At 71.5% G+C, this 15,905-nt stretch carries 18 protein-coding genes; 8 read left to right on the top strand and 10 right to left on the bottom strand.

What is annotated here, in order from left to right; genetic code table 11:
• Positions 1-217 precede the first annotated feature (217 nt).
• Positions 218-793: a GNAT family N-acetyltransferase gene (locus tag ACZ3IL_RS24180; protein ID WP_467393313.1), complete on the top strand. Its 576-nt coding sequence runs from the start codon at positions 218-220 to the stop codon at positions 791-793.
• On the opposite strand, the gene ACZ3IL_RS24185 is transcribed toward ACZ3IL_RS24180, so the two are convergent.
• Positions 679-1,110, bottom strand: coding sequence for an HGxxPAAW family protein (locus ACZ3IL_RS24185; RefSeq protein ID WP_467393314.1), 432 nt, complete (start codon positions 1,108-1,110; stop codon positions 679-681). The genes ACZ3IL_RS24180 and ACZ3IL_RS24185 overlap by 115 nt on opposite strands.
• A gap of 98 nt (positions 1,111-1,208) precedes the next feature.
• Between ACZ3IL_RS24185 and ACZ3IL_RS24190 the strand changes: the two genes are divergently transcribed.
• Entirely contained in the window at positions 1,209-1,682 is a 474-nt protein-coding gene (locus ACZ3IL_RS24190; RefSeq protein WP_467393316.1) for a MarR family transcriptional regulator, read from the top strand.
• Between the two features lie 10 nt (positions 1,683-1,692).
• Here ACZ3IL_RS24190 and ACZ3IL_RS24195 read toward each other — a convergent pair whose 3' ends face one another.
• From ACZ3IL_RS24195 to ACZ3IL_RS24220, 6 genes are all read right to left on the bottom strand, one after another.
• Entirely contained in the window at positions 1,693-3,321 is a 1,629-nt protein-coding gene (locus tag ACZ3IL_RS24195) for a type IV secretory system conjugative DNA transfer family protein (protein ID WP_467393318.1), read from the bottom strand.
• A gap of 9 nt (positions 3,322-3,330) precedes the next feature.
• Positions 3,331-4,725, bottom strand: coding sequence for an ATP-binding protein (locus ACZ3IL_RS24200; RefSeq protein ID WP_467393320.1), 1,395 nt, complete (start codon positions 4,723-4,725; stop codon positions 3,331-3,333).
• A 20-nt stretch (positions 4,726-4,745) separates the two neighbouring features.
• Positions 4,746-6,299 carry an SCO6880 family protein gene (locus ACZ3IL_RS24205; RefSeq protein ID WP_467393322.1) on the bottom strand — a complete coding sequence of 518 codons (1,554 nt, stop codon included), beginning with the start codon at positions 6,297-6,299 and terminating at the stop codon, positions 4,746-4,748.
• Entirely contained in the window at positions 6,296-7,618 is a 1,323-nt protein-coding gene (locus ACZ3IL_RS24210; RefSeq protein ID WP_467393324.1) for a hypothetical protein, read from the bottom strand. The genes ACZ3IL_RS24205 and ACZ3IL_RS24210 overlap by 4 nt, the downstream gene beginning before the upstream one ends.
• A complete protein-coding gene (locus ACZ3IL_RS24215) occupies positions 7,608-8,435 on the bottom strand; it encodes a DUF8175 domain-containg protein (protein ID WP_467393325.1) in 828 nt (275 codons plus the stop codon). Before ACZ3IL_RS24215 ends, ACZ3IL_RS24210 begins: the two co-directional genes overlap by 11 nt.
• A gap of 99 nt (positions 8,436-8,534) precedes the next feature.
• Positions 8,535-8,843 (bottom strand): hypothetical protein, encoded by a 309-nt coding sequence (locus tag ACZ3IL_RS24220; RefSeq protein WP_024757447.1) that lies wholly within the window; start codon positions 8,841-8,843, stop codon positions 8,535-8,537.
• Positions 8,844-9,151: 308 nt separating this feature from the next.
• Here ACZ3IL_RS24220 and ACZ3IL_RS24225 point away from each other — a divergent pair, with 308 nt between their 5' ends.
• Positions 9,152-10,186 carry a C40 family peptidase gene (locus ACZ3IL_RS24225; RefSeq protein WP_467393326.1) on the top strand — a complete coding sequence of 345 codons (1,035 nt, stop codon included), beginning with the start codon at positions 9,152-9,154 and terminating at the stop codon, positions 10,184-10,186.
• Between the two features lie 214 nt (positions 10,187-10,400).
• Complete coding sequence (locus ACZ3IL_RS24230) at positions 10,401-11,123, top strand: phosphatase PAP2 family protein (protein WP_467393327.1); 723 nt, start codon at positions 10,401-10,403, stop codon at positions 11,121-11,123.
• A gap of 59 nt (positions 11,124-11,182) precedes the next feature.
• Here ACZ3IL_RS24230 and ACZ3IL_RS24235 read toward each other — a convergent pair whose 3' ends face one another.
• Positions 11,183-11,353: a hypothetical protein gene (locus tag ACZ3IL_RS24235; RefSeq protein ID WP_467393328.1), complete on the bottom strand. Its 171-nt coding sequence runs from the start codon at positions 11,351-11,353 to the stop codon at positions 11,183-11,185.
• Positions 11,354-11,471: 118 nt separating this feature from the next.
• Between ACZ3IL_RS24235 and ACZ3IL_RS24240 the strand changes: the two genes are divergently transcribed.
• Positions 11,472-12,314: an SCO4651 family lipoprotein gene (locus ACZ3IL_RS24240; protein WP_467393329.1), complete on the top strand. Its 843-nt coding sequence runs from the start codon at positions 11,472-11,474 to the stop codon at positions 12,312-12,314.
• Between the two features lie 117 nt (positions 12,315-12,431).
• The gene (locus ACZ3IL_RS24245) at positions 12,432-12,629 is read left to right on the top strand and encodes a hypothetical protein (RefSeq protein WP_467393330.1); all 198 of its coding nucleotides are present in this window, start codon (positions 12,432-12,434) and stop codon (positions 12,627-12,629) included.
• Between the two features lie 185 nt (positions 12,630-12,814).
• On the opposite strand, the gene ACZ3IL_RS24250 is transcribed toward ACZ3IL_RS24245, so the two are convergent.
• Complete coding sequence (locus tag ACZ3IL_RS24250; protein ID WP_467393331.1) at positions 12,815-13,162, bottom strand: metal-sensitive transcriptional regulator; 348 nt, start codon at positions 13,160-13,162, stop codon at positions 12,815-12,817.
• Between the two features lie 202 nt (positions 13,163-13,364).
• Here ACZ3IL_RS24250 and ACZ3IL_RS24255 point away from each other — a divergent pair, with 202 nt between their 5' ends.
• Positions 13,365-13,985, top strand: coding sequence for a DUF47 domain-containing protein (locus tag ACZ3IL_RS24255; RefSeq protein WP_467393333.1), 621 nt, complete (start codon positions 13,365-13,367; stop codon positions 13,983-13,985).
• 6 nt (positions 13,986-13,991) lie between these two features.
• A complete protein-coding gene (locus ACZ3IL_RS24260) occupies positions 13,992-14,990 on the top strand; it encodes an inorganic phosphate transporter (RefSeq protein ID WP_467393336.1) in 999 nt (332 codons plus the stop codon).
• Between the two features lie 121 nt (positions 14,991-15,111).
• Here the strand turns inward: ACZ3IL_RS24260 and pstB are convergent, their stop codons facing one another.
• Positions 15,112-15,888 (bottom strand): phosphate ABC transporter ATP-binding protein PstB, encoded by a 777-nt coding sequence (pstB, locus tag ACZ3IL_RS24265; protein ID WP_388688741.1) that lies wholly within the window; start codon positions 15,886-15,888, stop codon positions 15,112-15,114.
• Positions 15,889-15,905 lie beyond the last annotated feature (17 nt).

Here is a 15,905-nt window from a genome sequence, read left to right on the forward strand (position 1 = left end):
GGACCCTGTGGGAGAGTAGGACACCGCCGAACAATCATTGTGGGAAAGCCCCGCACCTCATGGTGCGGGGCTTTTCTGCGTTCCAGAACCTTTTCGGACCCGGGACGGTGGGGCCGGCCGGATGCTCCGCACCGGGAACCGCCGACGCGGACGGGGAGGGCCCGCCTCCCGGAAAACGTCTTGTCGGGAGCGGCCGTCCCTCGTCAGGATCGGGATCATGGACTTTTCGATACGTGTCATCCGCGCCGACGAGTGGGAGAAGGCCCGCGAGATCCGTCTCGCCGCCCTCCGGGACCCGGTCGCGCACCTCGCGTTCCTCGACACCTACGAGGCCGCCGTCGAGCGACCCGACTCCTTCTGGCGGGAACGGGCGGAGGACTCGTCCGAGAGCGGCGGCGGCAAGGTGCGGCAGTTCGTGGCCGAGAAGCCGGACGGCTCCTGGGCCGGCACGATCACGCTGCTGGTGGAACGGCCCTCGGACGAGGTGCGATTCGGCGAGCCGGCGAAGGTCGACCAGACGCACGTCGTGGGGGTGTACGTGCGCCCCGAGGCGCGCGGGTCGGGGGTGATCGACGCCTTGTTCCGGGCGGGCGTGGAATGGTCCTGGGCGCTGGCGGAACCGGTGGTCGAGCGGGTGCGGCTGTACGTGCACGGGGAGAACGCGCGGGCGGCGGCCTTCTACCGGCGGTTCGGGTTCACGGAGACGGGTGAGCGGATGGCGGTGCCGGGGAGCGACACGGCGGTGGAGGTGGAGTACGAGCTGAGGCGGCCGGAGGGCTCCGGGACGCGGTAGGCGGGCTCCGCCGCAGTCCGGCGGCCCGCCAGGCGGCAGCCGAGGCAGCCGGTGTGGCCCTTGCGAGCGGTGGCGTCACGGACCCGCCAGTCCCACTGGTCGGCGGGGCGGGGTCCGGAGGGCTTGCCCCAGCCCGCCAGGTGCAGGACCCAGGTGGCGAAGGCGGCGAGGACGGTCAGGGCCGCTCCGAGCCACAGGGCCCAGGCGCGGTCCAGGCAGACTCCGGCCCCGGCGGCGGTGGCGCCCAGGGTCACGAGGCCGGTTCCGGTCCAGCCGGCCGGGGTGTGGCCGAGATCGACGTCGCCGTGGGCACTCATGGGTGACTCCCGCAGGGGTTCGGGGCAGGCAGGATGAAGGCGCACGAGAGAAAATTAATCTCACGAGCTAAGTAACTTAGATGCTAAGGAGTATCCGGGTGCAGGGCAAGAGCCTCCCTCCGGCCACCGCCGGCGAGGCGATCCAGCGGATGGACGCGTACGTGGCCCTGGGCCTGATCGGACAGCAGGAGGTCGCGCAGGCCCTCGGCGTGAACGTGACGGACCTGACCTGCCTCGGGCACGTCCTCGGCGCCGGCGAGGAGCCCCTGTCCGCCGGGGACCTGGCCGAACGCGCCAACCTCACCACCGGTGCCGTGACCGGTGTGCTCAACCGCCTGGAGAAGGCCGGGTACGCCCACCGCGTCCCCGATCCGGGCGACCGACGCCGCGTCAGGGTCGTGGCCGACCCGGACGCGGCCGCGCGCCTCGTCGAGCTGTACGGGCCGTTCTACGCGCGCCTGGAGGAGGTTTTCGCCCGGTACACCCCGGAGGAGACGGCCGTCATCGCGGACTGGTTCGCCCACGCGGCCGAGGCGGCCCGGGCGCACCTCGACGCCCTGCGCACCCGCTGACGAGGGGTCGTCAGACCCCGGGGGCCAGCACGTCGTTCGGCCAGCGGGTCCTCGCCTGTTCCCGGGAGCGCATCAGGGCCAGGGTGGGCAGGCCCCGGGACCCGCCGTCGGCCAGGAGCGCCGGAAGCGCGGGCAGCGGGGCGACGGCGGCGACGTCGTCCAGGACGAGGGTGAGTGGTGGGTCGAGCCGACCGTCGGATGACCGTGCGGCCATGCGGCGGCCGTGCTCGACCACGTCTGCGGCGAGGGCCGTCAGAAGCGGCATCGCGCCGGGGCGGGTGCGGGGGTCCTCGATGGATTCACCCACCACGTAGAGGGTGCCCCCTTCGGGGAGAAAAGATGCGAGCGCCAGCGAATCCGTCCGGTTCGGGGTGCACGCCTCCCTGATGTGGACCGTGGAGAGCGCCGAGAACGCGCGGGCCGTCAGCTCCTGCGCCAGACGGCGGGTCTCGGGGTGGGCGGTGAGGGCCGATTCGAGGAGCCCGGCCAGTCCAGAGGCGGCTCCGCGGTGGCCGCGGAGGACCCGTACGGGTTCGGTGGCGTCGGCGCCCTGCGCCCAGCGGTGCACCTGCCGGAAGGGACGGCTGTCGATGGCGGCGGCGTGCAGCCAGCACCGCAGGAGCGTTTCGGCGGTCTCGGCGGTCGTCGCGTCCAGACGGGAGTGGGGGCGCACCGGGGCCAGCAGGGCGGCGGCGCGGGCCTGGGCGGTCTCCGGGTCCTCGCACCCCTCGGCGGGTGACCAGTGGAGGCGGGCGGGGGTGTCGCAGAGGTGCCCGGGGTCGTAGACGAGGACCGGGCCGAGCTTGCCGCGCGCGTCCTTGGTGTCCGCCCAGACGGCGGGGTCCGAGGTGACGACGAGGACCGGCCCGTCGGCGTCCCGCACCGCCCGGACCGCTGCGGGGCGGCGGACGCCGGGCGGTCCGAAGACGGTGCCGGGCAGGGGATCGGCCGGGGCGCCCCCGGCAGGGACGACGGCAGGGACGACGGGAGGGGCCGGCCGGGGTTGCGGGGGGACGTGGGGCCCGGAGCGGGAGAACGGAGGCCTCGGGGTCTCCCGTACGGGCTCCAGGGGGGCGGGAGCGGGCTCCCTGGCGTGCTCGGCGCTGCCGCCCGGACCGTTCCAGCCGCTCGGGTCGTCCGGGCCGGACGCGGCGGGCGGGGCGGCCGCCGGGGCGTGGGCGCGTACGGGCGGCGGACGTTCGTCCCGTACGGGTTCGTGGGTCTCCCGTACGGGGTGGCGGGCTTCCTCCGCGGCGCGTCCCGCCGGCGTCCCGTACGGGCCCGCCTTCCGGTGGGCGCGGACCGCGCGCCACCGGGCCAGGGTGCCCAGGACGAAGACCGCGAGGACCGTCAGGACCATCGCCTCGCCGATCAGGAGGCCCCAGAAGAGGCCGTACCCCGACAGCTGGTCCGGCGGGGCGGCCGGCCAGGCGGCGGACAGGTCCGTGGGGGCCGTCGCCAGGGAACGCAGGGCCGGGGGCGTGTCCGTGAAGGCGACGCCGTCCGGCCAGGACCCGTGGGCGAACAGGCCCGCCAGGCCGGTCGCCGTCCACACCAGGAACGTGAGACAGAGGAGGAGGGCGAACAGGCTGAGCAGCAGCCCGTCCGAGACCCCTCCCCCCTTCCGTGCCGTGTCCATCTACGCCACCTACGCCACCGTCGACTGCGAGGAACCGTTCATCTGCCGCTCGGCGAGGACCGCCCGCTGCTCCGTCTCCCACTCCAGCTCCGGATCGACCGGTGAGGACTCGGTCATGGCGCGGTCGGTGTAGACGAGGGGGCGTTCCTTCTCGGTGATGAGGTGTTTGACCACCTGCACGTTGCCGTTGACGTCCCAGACCGCGATGCCGGGCGTGAGGGTCGGGATGATCTCCACCGCCCACCGGGGCAGGCCCAGGACCCGGCCCGTGTGGCGGGCCTCGTCGGCCTTCTGGGCGTAGATCGTCCTGGTCGACGCCATCTTGAGGATCGCCGCCGCCTCCTTGGCGGCCGCTCCGTCCACGACGTCGGAGAGGTGGTGGACGACGGCGACGAAGGACAGGCCGAGGCGGCGGCCGAACTTCAGCAGGCGCTGGAACAACTGGGCCACGAACGGGCTGTTGATGATGTGCCAGGCCTCCTCGACCAGGAAGATGCGCTTCTTCCGGTCGGGACGGATCCAGGTGTGTTCCAGCCAGACGCCGACGATCGCCATGAGGATCGGCATGGCGATGGAGTTGCGGTCGATGTGGGAGAGGTCGAAGACGATCAGGGGCGCGTCGAGGTCGATGCCGACGGTCGTCGGACCGTCGAACATGCCGCGCAGGTCACCGTCGACCAGGCGGTCCAGGACGAGGGCGACGTCCAGCCCCCAGGCCCGAACGTCGTCTATGTCGACGTTCATGGCCTCCGCCGATTCCGCCTCGGGGTGGCGCAGCCGTTCCACGATGTCCGTGAGGATCGGCTGGCGGTCGGTGACGTGGTCGGTGACGTGGGCGTGGGCGACCTTGAGGGCGAAGCCGGAACGCTCGTCGAGGCCGTGGCCCATCGCCACCTCGATGATCGTGCGGAGCAGCGCGAGCTGGCCCGTGGTGGTGATCGAGGGGTCGAGCGGGTTGAGGCGGATTCCGGCGTCGTTGGCGACCATCGGGTCCAGGCGGATGGGGGTTATCCCCAGCTCCTGGGCGATGAGGTTCCACTCGCCGACGCCGTCCTCGCCCTGGGCGTCGAGGACGACGACCTGCCGGTCGCGGAAGCGGAGCTGGCGCAGGACGTACGTCTTCTCCAGGGCCGACTTGCCGTTGCCGGACTCGCCGAGGACCAGCCAGTGGGGGGCGGGGAGCTGCTGCCCGTACAGCTGGAAGGGGTCGTAGATGTAGCCCTTGCCGCTGTAGACCTCGCGGCCGATGATGACGCCGGAGTCGCCGAGGCCCGGGGCCGCGGTCGGCAGGTAGACGGCCTGGGCCTGCCCGGTGGAGGTGCGGACGGGCAGACGGGTCGTCTCCACCTTCCCGAAGAGGAAGGAGGTGAAGGCCTCGGAGAGGACGGACAGCGGATCTCGCATGGGTCGGTGCCCCTTCGGCCTCAGCGGCGGATGCCGGTCGCGAACGGCAGGGTGTTCACAAAGGCCCGGTGGTGCTCGCGGTCGCACCACTCCAGTTTCAGGTACGACTTGCCCGCCGAGGCCCTGATCGTGCGCTTGTCCCGGGCCAGGGCCTCGGGCGAACGCGACGACACCGTGATGTACCCGACGAGGTTCACCCCGGCAGCGCCACTGGCGAGATCTTCACCCCGCTGGTCGAGCCGGCCGTGGGCGGCGATGTCGCGCGGGTCGACCGTGCGGTTCATCTTGGCGGCGCGGCTGGCGTCGGCCTCGTCGTTGGTCTTCTCGGTGAGCATGCGTTCGATGGCGACCTCGGTGGGTTCCAGGTCCATGGTGACGGCGACCGTGCGGATGACGTCGGGGGTGTGGACCAGGAGCGGGGCGAGGAAGTTGACGCCGACGGGAGTCATCGGCCACTCCTTGATCCAGGCCGTGGCGTGGCACCAGGGGGCGCGGGTGGAGGACTCGCGGGTCTTGGCCTGGAGGTACGTCGGCTCCATCGCGTCCAGTTCGGCCGGCCAGGCGTTCCTCTTCGACATGGCCTGGATGTGGTCGATGGGATGGTCCGGGTCGTACATGGAGTGGACGAGGGAGGCGAGCCGGGACTGGCCGAGGGGCTGGCGGACGCGGATGTCGGCCTCGGCGAGACGGGCGCAGATGTCGGTGAGTTCGCGGGCCATGACGACGGCGAGGCCGGCGTCGCGGTCGAGGCGGCGGGCGCCGGTGGCGTGGCGGGCGGCCCGGGCCATGGCGTTGGCCTCGGCGGCCAGTTCGCGGGTGTAGTGCATGCAGGCCACGAGATAGGCGCGGTGCTGCTCGCTGGAGGTGGACACCATGGACTGGAGCTGCTCGTAGGAGTCCTGGAGCCAGCCGGGCGCGTGCGGGTCGCCGCGCTGGGCGACGTCCTTGGCGTGGGCGTCGGGGTCGGCGGGGAGGGTGCGGGCGAGCATCTGGATGCGGGTGACGAAGCCGTCGCCGTTGGCGACGTGCTTGAGGAGGGTGCCGAAGCGGTCGACCAGGGCCTCCTGGTCCTCGCTGTCGCGCAGGCCGACGCCGGGGCCCTCGATCTCGATGGCGGCGGTGACGGTGCGGCGGTCCGCGTGGAGGAGGACGGCGATCTCGTCGGGACCGAAGGGGGCTGCGAGCCAGCCGACGCGGCCGATGCCCGGAGGCGGGCCGACCTCGACCTCGCGGCCGTCGAGACGGGTGCCGGCCTCGGCGGCCACGGAACGGTAGGCGGTGCCGCGCTTGAGCATGCGCTTGTAGCTGCGGTTGATCTCGAACCACTTGTAGAACGTGCGCTGCTTGTACGGGAGGTACACGGCGGCGATCGCGAGCATGGGCAGGCCGGCGAGGAGCGCGATCCGCAGGGGGAGGAGGGGGACGAGGAGTCCGCTCATCATGCCGAGGAAGGCGCCGACGATGATCAGGGCGATCTCGCCGGTCTCGCGGTTCTTGCCGACGATCGCGTTCGGCCTGGCGCGGCCGATGAGATACGTGCGGCGGGGCGCGACCGGCTGGGACTGGGTCGTCAACGCCCTGCACCTCCAGAGTTCTTGCGGTTGCCGTGCGGGGTACCCGCGGTGGGACTGCTGCTGCGGGGGGCGGGCGGGGGAGTCGCGCCGGTGCCGCCGCTCCCGCCCCGGCCGCCGTGGGCGGCCATGCCGCCGGAGAGCGGGTTGGCGGGACGGGGAGGCTGGGAGGCGCCGCCGCCGTCACCGCGGGAACTGTGGGTCTTGATGCCCTGGGAGACGAGGGAGGCGGGAGAGGAGATGACGGCCGCGGCGGTGTTCTCGCCGGCGCGGTGGAGACGGTTGTTGCGGGAGGCGGCGATCTCGTCGCCGAAGCCGGGGACGAAGCGGTAGATCGCGGCGGAGGCGAAGATGGCGAGCAGGATGATCGCGAGGCCGGAGACGACGGCGGAGAAGGAGTCGGGGCCGGTGCCGGAGGAGAGGGCGCCGGCGAGCCCGAGGACGATGACGATGACCGGCTTGACCAGGATGATCGCGATCATGATGCCGGCCCAGCGGCGGACGTGGCCCCACATGTTCTTGTCGACGAGGCCGGAGTAGACGACGACGCCGAGGAGGGCGCCGACGTACAGCATGACGGCGCGGAGGAACAGCTCCAGGTAGAGCACGCCGGCGGCGATCACGGTCACCAGGGACACGATGATCAGCATGATCGGGCCGCCGCCGATGCTGTCGCCCTTCTGGAGGGCCTGCCGGAAGCTGCCGAAGAAGACGTCGGTCTGCTGCCCGGTGCCGGAGGCGATGACCTCGGTGACGGCGTCGGTGGCGTTGACGACGGTGTAGAGGATCAGGGGCGTGAAGGCGGAGGCGAGCACCGTCAGCCAGAGGAAGCCGATGGCTTCGGAGAGGGCGGTGGTGAGGGGGACGCCCCGGACGGCCCGCTTGGCGACGGCGAGGAGCCAGAGGAGGAGGGTGAGGACGGTGGAGGCGGCGAAGACGATGGCGTAGCGGCCGAGGAACTCCGGGTTGGTGAAGTCCACGTCGGCGGTCTCTTTGACGGCCTTGGAGAGGTAGTCGAGGGTGGCGGTCGCGGCGTCGGAGAAGCCGCGGGCCAGGGAGGAGAGGGGGTCGAGGGCGGCGTTGGGGTCGTTGAGGGGAGGCTGGCCGGTTCCATCGACGGACTCGCTCCTCTCGCAGAGTTCCCGGGCCTGTCCCACAAGAAAACCGCAGCCGTTGTCACTGGCACTCGGTGACGGTGTGGGTGCCGACGGAGTCGGTGTGGGAGCGGCCTGGGCCGGTGGCGCGACCAGGAGGAACAGGGGGAGGAGGGCGGCGAAGACCGCGATCGACGCGCTTTTCACCGGGCTTCGATCAGCGGGCATAGGTGAACCCTCCGTATCCCTCGACGGCTCCGGCGATCTCGTCGGCCGTGGAGGCGCGGTTGTCGCCGTTGACCGGCGTGGGGCCCTCGACCTGGTCGGAGGACACCACCCGCCAGTCGCCCCCGACCCAGGTCAGCTTCTGCGTGAGGGTGAACCAGGTGGAGGTGACGGGCTTGGTGGAGCCGGGGCCGGCCAGGCCGACCAGGCCGGTGCACCAGACGTCGACGGTGGCGGAAGTGCCCTTGTAGTCGCGGACCTTCGCGCCGATCGGGACGGTGCGCGACACGAAGGTCAGGCCGGTGGGGGCGGTGCCGTTCGGGTCGAGTCCGATGCTTCTCATGAAGTCGGCCGAGTAGGAGGCGTCCAGGAGTTTCAGCAGGTTGTCCACGACGGCGGGGGCGTGGGTGGCGCGCACGACGGCCTCGCGGGGGCCGTCCTGGAACATGTCGGTCGAGCCCAGCGCCACCGCGTAGTTCGTCGCCGCGCTCTGTGCCCCCTGTTCGTCGTGGGCGTATCCGGTGGGGACCGTGCCGTTGCCGCCCGTGACGGGGCGGACGCCCGTCGCCGCGGTGGGGGCCGGTCCGCCCGGGGTGCCGGCGGTGGCCTTCTTCGACGGGTCGCCGCCGCCTCGGTTGGCGAGGGCGATGGCTCCGACGAGGAGGACCACCACGCCCACGACCGTGAGGAGGGAGCGGGGGCCGCGGGCGGGCCGGCGGGCCCCGTGGAAGTCGCCGCTGTTGCCCTCGGGCAGGCGGGTCCGGGTCTGGCCCGTGCCGCCCGTGCCGCCGAAGCCGTCGTGCTCGTCGCCGGGACTCATGCCGGGTACGCCCCCTCACTCGTTCGCGGGTACGGCCGTGCTTCAACAGGTCTGGGCATCAGGTCAGGCAATCTCGGGGGGTTTTCGTCCGACGGGGGGTCAGACGGCCATCCCGTACACGATGGTGAAGAGGGTCCCCAGTGAGCCGATGATGAAGACGCCGGTCAGGCCGGCGACGATCAGCCCCTTGCCCTGTTCCGCGCTGAAGGTGTCGCGGAGGGCGGTCGCGCCGATGCGCTGCTTGGCCGCTCCCCAGATGGCGATGCCCAGGCAGAGCAGGATGGCCACGGCCATCACGACCTCGATCATCACCTTGGCCTCGTTGCCCAGGCTCCCGAAGGGCCCCCAGTTCGGGGCGATTCCACCGATAATGGTGGTGATGTCGCCCTTTTCAGCCGCCAGGTACATGTAACTCACCGCCCCTGTATGGGTTGTTGGCCGCCCCTCCCGGACGGCACGGGTCATCGCTCTATCTTCGCTGATGAAACCGCTCAGGTGTGACGGCTTGGCCGGTCTCTTTGCCCGATCCTCGTACACGTGACCGGTCTGACCGTCTTGACCTGCGGTGGTGCGGCCGGTTTCGTGGTGAAGAAGCGTATGGTCACTCTGTGTATCACGGGGTGTGACTCCGGGCAATGATTGTCGTTGTTCCACTCTTGGGCGCCTTTCGCTCGCCTAGACTGGCGCGGGACGTACTGCCATGGGCCGAGGGGTGGTTGACGGTGCGTAGAGCGGGCAGGGCATGGCTGGTGGCCGGCGGAGCCGTCGGGGTCTGTCTCGGTTTCCTCGCCCTGCTCGTGGTCGGCACGTACTCCGCCGCCACGGGGCTCGCCGCCGGCGCGGGCAGCGGGAAGAACGGCACCGTGGGGCTCGCCAAGGGCGCCGTGCCCGCCCTCTACCAGGGGCTGGTGCAGAAGTGGGGGAACCTCTGCCCCGCCATCAACCCGGCCCTGCTCGCCGCGCAGCTCTACCAGGAGAGCGGCTGGAACCCGAGGGCAGTCTCCCCGGCCGACGCCCGGGGCATCGCCCAGTTCATCCCCGGCACCTGGGCCGGGCACGGCATCGACGGGGACGGGGACGGGGACCGGGACATCTGGGACCCCGGGGACGCGATCCCGTCGGCCGCCTCGTACGACTGCGAACTCGCCGGTTACGTGAAGGACGTGCCCGGGGACCCGGCGAGCAACATGCTCGCGGCGTACAACGCGGGCGCGTACCGGGTGATCCGGCACGGCGGGGTGCCGCCCATCAGCGAGACGCAGAACTACGTGCGCATCATCCGCTCGCTGGAGAAGAGCTTCGCCCGGCCCCTGGGCCGCGTCGAGCCGTCCCGGCTGGCCGCCGGAGCCATCCACTACGCGCAGCAGAAGCTCGGCACGCCCTACCTGTGGGGCGGTACGGGAACGGCCGCGCAGAACGGCCGGTTCGACTGCTCCGGTCTCACCCAGGCCGCGTACGGCAGCGTCGGCATTCCGCTCCCGCGCGTCGCCAACGACCAGTACAACGCCGGTCCGCACCCCTCGCGGGAGGAACTGCTACCCGGGGACCTGGTCTTCTTCTCGGACGACCTGACCGATTCCCGGGCCATCCGGCACGTCGGCATCTACGTCGGCGGCGGCTACATGATCGACGCCCCGCGCACCGGGGCGGTGATCCGCTTCGACCGGATCGACACCCCGGACTACTTCGGCGCCACCCGGGTCACCGCGGAGGGCGCGGCGGCGCTGCCCGCGCACCCTCCGCGGACGTGACGGAAGGGGACCGTCCTTCGGGGCGTACGGGACATGGCCGGAACTCTCCGTCATGCGTGGGCCCTGGGCTGCGTCGGACCGTCGTTCTTGGGTAACGTCGTCATGATCCACCGGAGAGAGCGGAACGTACGCCTCAGGCGATTCGTTCCCTGATCCGACCGCTCTGACCACGGGGGTGGGAAGACACAGACACGAGAGCAAGGGGCCGAGGCAGATGGCTGTACTCGCATCGGACGGCTCGAACCCCGATGTCGGCCTGCTCTACGACATCAACGGACTGGCCAAGGCCGCTCCGCCGTGGTTCGACCGGGTCGTGGAGTTCACGGGAGAGTACGGGATCGTGCTCGCGTCGGTCCTCGTCGTGCTCTGGTGCTGGTGGAGCGTCCGCCGCCGCGGCACCTTCGGGGACTCCGTCTCGGCCGTCGCCGGTCTCGTCTGGGCCCCGCTGGCCGCCGGCATCGCCCTCCTGGTCAACGTTCCCATCCGCGGCTTCGTCGAGCGCCCCCGCCCCTTCAGGGACCACCAGGGCCTGGAGGTCCTCGTGGCCGGGAAGACCGACTTCTCCTTCGTCAGCGACCACGCCACCCTGACGATGGCCCTCGGCGTCGGCCTCTTCGTCGCCCACCGCAGGTTCGGCCTCGCCGCGATCGGCCTCGCCCTCGTGGAGGGCTTCGCCCGGGTCTACATGGGCGTCCACTATCCGACCGACGTGATCGGCGGCTTCGCCCTCGGCACGGCGGTGGCGCTGCTCCTCGCCCCGCTCGCGCTCGCCGTGCTGACCCCGGTCGTCTCCGCCGTCGCCCGTTCGGGCCGGGGGGCCCGCCTGGTCCGTTCCCGGCGGGCCGAGGCGGTCCGGCACCCGGAGGCGGTCGGCATCCCCGAGCCCCGCGTCGGGGGCCCGGCCCCGGGCGCGGGCCGGAACGGCCTCGCGGCCTGACGGACCGCGGAACCGACGGCCCCTCACGGCCCCGACGGCCCCTCACGGAACCGACGGGCTCAGGCCGGGTGCGCTTCGCCCGTCGCCGCGCGGACGTGGTCCGCCGCGTCCGTACGTGCCCGGTCCCTCGATCTGCGGGCCGGACCGGTCCAGCCGCAGTCGCACCGGGCCAGCGCGAACGAACCGCGCTCCGTCGTCGTGACCGTGTGGGAGGGGGCTTCCGCGTGCACGCGTCCACCGTACTGCGCGTGACGGCACGCCGGAGCCGTCGTTATGCGGATCGGACGTCCCCGGGGCCGGGGAAGGCGGATCACGGGCCGACAGCGACGAGTCGGGGGTTGGCAGGCGATGGTGAAGCAGCGGTACGGACGTCCGCACGGACGCGAGGGCGGGGCGTCCGCCGTCGCCGCCGTCCTGGCCGGCTCCCTCGCCGGGGCCCTGGCCGTCACCGGGTGCGCCGCCTCCCCGGAGGCCGGGCCCGTGGCCGACCCGGCGCTCGCGGTGCGGAGCGCCGCCGACGCGCTGACCCGGGCCGGCACCTCCAAGACCAGCACCGCCCTGGAGATGGCGGCGGGCGGCACCCGGGTGACCATCCGGGGCGAGGGCGGCTACGACTTCCGGCGCCGCGCCGGCCACCTCCAGGTGGTGCTGCCGAAGGACCCGGCCGGGGCGAGCGGGCACCGGCCGATCACCGAGCTCCTCACCCCCGGCACCCTGTACATGAAGAACCGGGGGGCCGGGGTGCCCGCCGACAAGTGGGTCCGCGTCGACACCACCGCCCTGGACGACGGGAACCTCGTCACCGGCGGCGCCACCGACCCGGCCGCCGCGGCGGAGCTGCTGAAGGGCGTCCGGAAGGTGACGTACCTCGGCGAGATCGAGCTGGCGGGGGTGAGGGTCGGCCACTACCGGGGGGTCACGGACATCGCGCGCGCGGCCCGGGCCGCCTCGCCGCAGCTGCGCGGGGCGCTGGCCGCCGCGGCGAAAGGGTTCTCCGACGACGCGGTGCCGTTCGACGCGTACCTGGACGGGGAGGGGCGGCTGCGGAAGGTGCGCCACCAGTTCAGTTTCAGCAACCGGGGCCGGACGGTCGCGGTCGCGTCGACGACCCTGCTGTACGGCTTCGGGGTGCCCGTGCGGTTCACGCTGCCGGACCGCCGGGACCTCTACGACGGGAAGATCGAGGCCTGACCCCGCGGGGGGTGGTGTGGACCATCGGCAAATGGTCCGGACGTGTCATGCGCGGTGCGTGTCGCCGTCCCTACGCTGGGAGACCGCTGGGAGACCGACGCCGGCAGGAAGAGGTGGATGCGCGTGGCCCCGCCCGGTACAGCGACCGTGCCCACGGACACGGAGTACATCGCCCTCGCCGAGATAGAACTCTGCGGCGAACTCATCATCGCCGCCTCCGCCGCCGACGGGGAGCGGCTCAGTGCCGACCGGATAGACGAGGTGCTGAGGGTCGCGGCGGCGGAGGAGCGGGCCGCCCGCGACGCCGCCCGCTGAACGCCGCCCGCTGAACGCCGACCCTTGAGCGGGCCCCTTGAGCGGGTCCCCGGGACGGAGCCCGCGGGAGGACAGCGGCGCGGGAGGACCGGGGGCGGGAGGACAGCGACGGGGGGAACCCTGACGGAGGAGGACGTACGGGAGAGCCCGGTGCCGCGCCGTTCGCGGCGGCCCTCCCGGGCGGCTCAGGTGCGCAGCATGCGGGCGATGGCCTTCGTGGCCTCCTCGACCTTGGCGTCGACGTCGTCGCCGCCCTTGGCCGCCGCGTCCGCGACGCAGTGCCGCAGGTGCTCCTCCAGGAGCTGGAGCGCGAAGGACTGGAGGGCCTTCGTGGAGGCGGAGACCTGCGTGAGTATGTCGATGCAGTAGACGTCCTCGTCCACCATCCGCTGGAGGCCCCGGATCTGGCCCTCGATCCGGCGCAGGCGCTTGAGGTGTTCGTCCTTCTGCTGGTGGTAGCCGTGCACACCGTGCTCGTGGCCGGCCGTCCCGGCGGCCTCGGGGGTGACCTGGTCCGTCTCGGTGGTCGTCATCGCGTCCTCCCGTTGTCCTGCCGTCGTCCGAGGGGCGATGGATACCCCTCGCGGGTATATGGTACCGATCCTCGCCGTACCGGGCGGGGGTCCGTGCGGTTCACTGTGCCTGATGGGCGACACTGAGAGGACGCCGGTTAGCCGTGGCCGGATGATGCGCCTAGCATCAGCCTGACCCAACCCAGCACCCCGAGGACCTCACGTGCGATTTCGTCTGACCCCCAGGGAGACGAGCTTCTACGACATGTTCGCCGCGTCCGCGGACAACATCGTCACGGGCTCGAAACTCCTGATGGAACTGCTCGGAGCGGAACCTTCCGCCCGGGCCGAGATCGCGGAGCGGATGCGGGCAGCGGAACACGCCGGTGACGACGCCACCCACGCGATCTTCCACCAGCTGAACTCCTCCTTCATCACGCCGTTCGACCGCGAGGACATCTACACCCTCGCCTCGTCGCTCGACGACATCATGGACTTCATGGAGGAGGCCGTCGACCTCGTCGTCCTCTACAACATCGAAGAGCTCCCCAAGGGCGTCGAGCAGCAGATCGAGGTGCTGGCCCGGGCGGCGGAGCTGACCGCGGAGGCCATGCCGAACCTGCGGACGATGTCCAACCTCACCGAGTACTGGATCGAGGTCAACCGGCTGGAGAACCAGGCGGACCAGATCCACCGCAAGCTGCTCGCCCAGCTCTTCAACGGCAAGTACGACGCCATCGAGGTGCTGAAGCTCAAGCAGGTCGTGGATGTGCTGGAGGAGGCGGCCGACGCCTTCGAGCACGTGGCGAACACGGTGGAGACCATCGCGGTCAAGGAGTCCTGAGGCTTCGTGGACACCTTCGCCCTGATCGTGACCGTCGGCGTCGCGCTCGGATTCACGTATACGAACGGATTTCACGACTCCGCCAACGCCATCGCCACCTCGGTGTCGACCCGGGCGCTGACCCCCCGGGCGGCGCTCGCGATGGCGGCGGTGATGAACCTCGCGGGCGCCTTCATGGGCAGCGGGGTCGCCAAGACCGTCAGCGAGGGGCTCATCGCGACCCCGACCGGCGACAAGGGGATGGGCATCCTCTTCGCCGCCCTCGTCGGCGCGATCATCTGGAACCTGATCACCTGGTACTTCGGCCTGCCGTCCTCCTCCTCGCACGCCCTCTTCGGCGGCATGGTGGGCGCGGCCCTGGCCGGCGGCACCGAGGTGATCTGGGGAGGCGTGCTCGACAAGGTCGTCATCCCGATGTTCGTCTCGCCGGTGATCGGCCTCGTCGCCGGCTACCTGGTCATGTGCGTGATCCTGTGGCTGTTCCGCAAGTCCAACCCGCACAAGGCCAAGCGCGGCTTCCGCATCGCGCAGACGGTGTCGGCGGCCGGCATGGCGCTCGGCCACGGCCTGCAGGACGCGCAGAAGACGATGGGCATCGTGGTGATGGCCCTGGTCATCGCCGACGTGCAGGACGCGGGCGACGACATCCCGGTGTGGGTGAAGATCGCCTGCGCCCTGATGCTCTCCCTCGGCACGTACGCGGGTGGCTGGCGCATCATGCGGACGCTCGGCCGGAAGATCATCGAGCTGGACCCGCCGCAGGGCTTCGCGGCGGAGACCACGGGCGCGTCGATCATGTTCGGCTCGGCGTTCCTGTTCCACGCGCCGATCTCGACCACGCACGTCATCACCTCCGCGATCATGGGCGTGGGCGCGACGAAGCGCGTCAACGCGGTCCGGTGGGGCGTCGCCAAGAACATCATCCTCGGCTGGTTCATCACGATGCCGGCGGCGGCTCTGGTCGCCGCGGTGAGCTACTACGTGGTGCGGCTGGTCTTCGGCTGACGGACGGCCGTACGGAAAAGGGCCCGGTTCCCCTCGCGGGGAGCCGGGCCCTTCGTCGTGCGGTGGCACCGCCATGCAGCACCGCAGGACGGCCACGCGGCGGAGCCGCATGGGGTCTGGGTTATCCGAAGCGGCCGGAGATGTAGTCCTCGGTCGCCTGGACGCTCGGGTTGGAGAAGATGCGCTCGGTGTCGTCCAGCTCGATCAGCTTGCCGGGCTGGCCGACGGCCGCCAGGTTGAAGAAGGCCGTGCGGTCCGAGACGCGGGCGGCCTGCTGCATGTTGTGCGTCACGATGACGATCGTGAAGCGCTCCTTCAGTTCGCCGATCAGGTCCTCGATCGCGAGGGTCGAGATCGGGTCGAGGGCCGAGCAGGGCTCGTCCATCAGCAGGACGTCGGGCTCGACCGCGATGGCGCGGGCGATGCACAGGCGCTGCTGCTGGCCGCCGGAGAGGCCGGAGCCCGGCTTGTTGAGGCGGTCCTTGACCTCGTTCCAGAGGTTGGCGCCCTTGAGGGACTTCTCGACGACGTCGCTCAGCTCGGACTTCTTGTAGCTTCCGTTGAGGCGCAGGCCCGCCGCCACGTTGTCGAAGATCGACATGGTGGGGAAGGGGTTCGGGCGCTGGAAGACCATGCCGACCGTGCGGCGCACGGCGACCGGGTCGACGTTCGCCCCGTACAGGTTCTCGTCGTCCAGGAGCACCTTGCCCTCGACGCGGCCGCCGGGGGTGACCTCGTGCATGCGGTTCAGGGTGCGCAGGAAGGTGGACTTGCCGCAGCCGGAGGGGCCGATGAAGGCCGTCACGGAGCGGGGCTCGACGGTCATCGAGATGTCGTCGATCGCCTTGTGGGCGCCGTAGTAGGCGGAGAGGCCGCTGACGTCGATGCGCTTGGCCATGTGAATCACTTCCAATT

Source organism: Streptomyces sp. NPDC014907 (assembly GCF_055562975.1).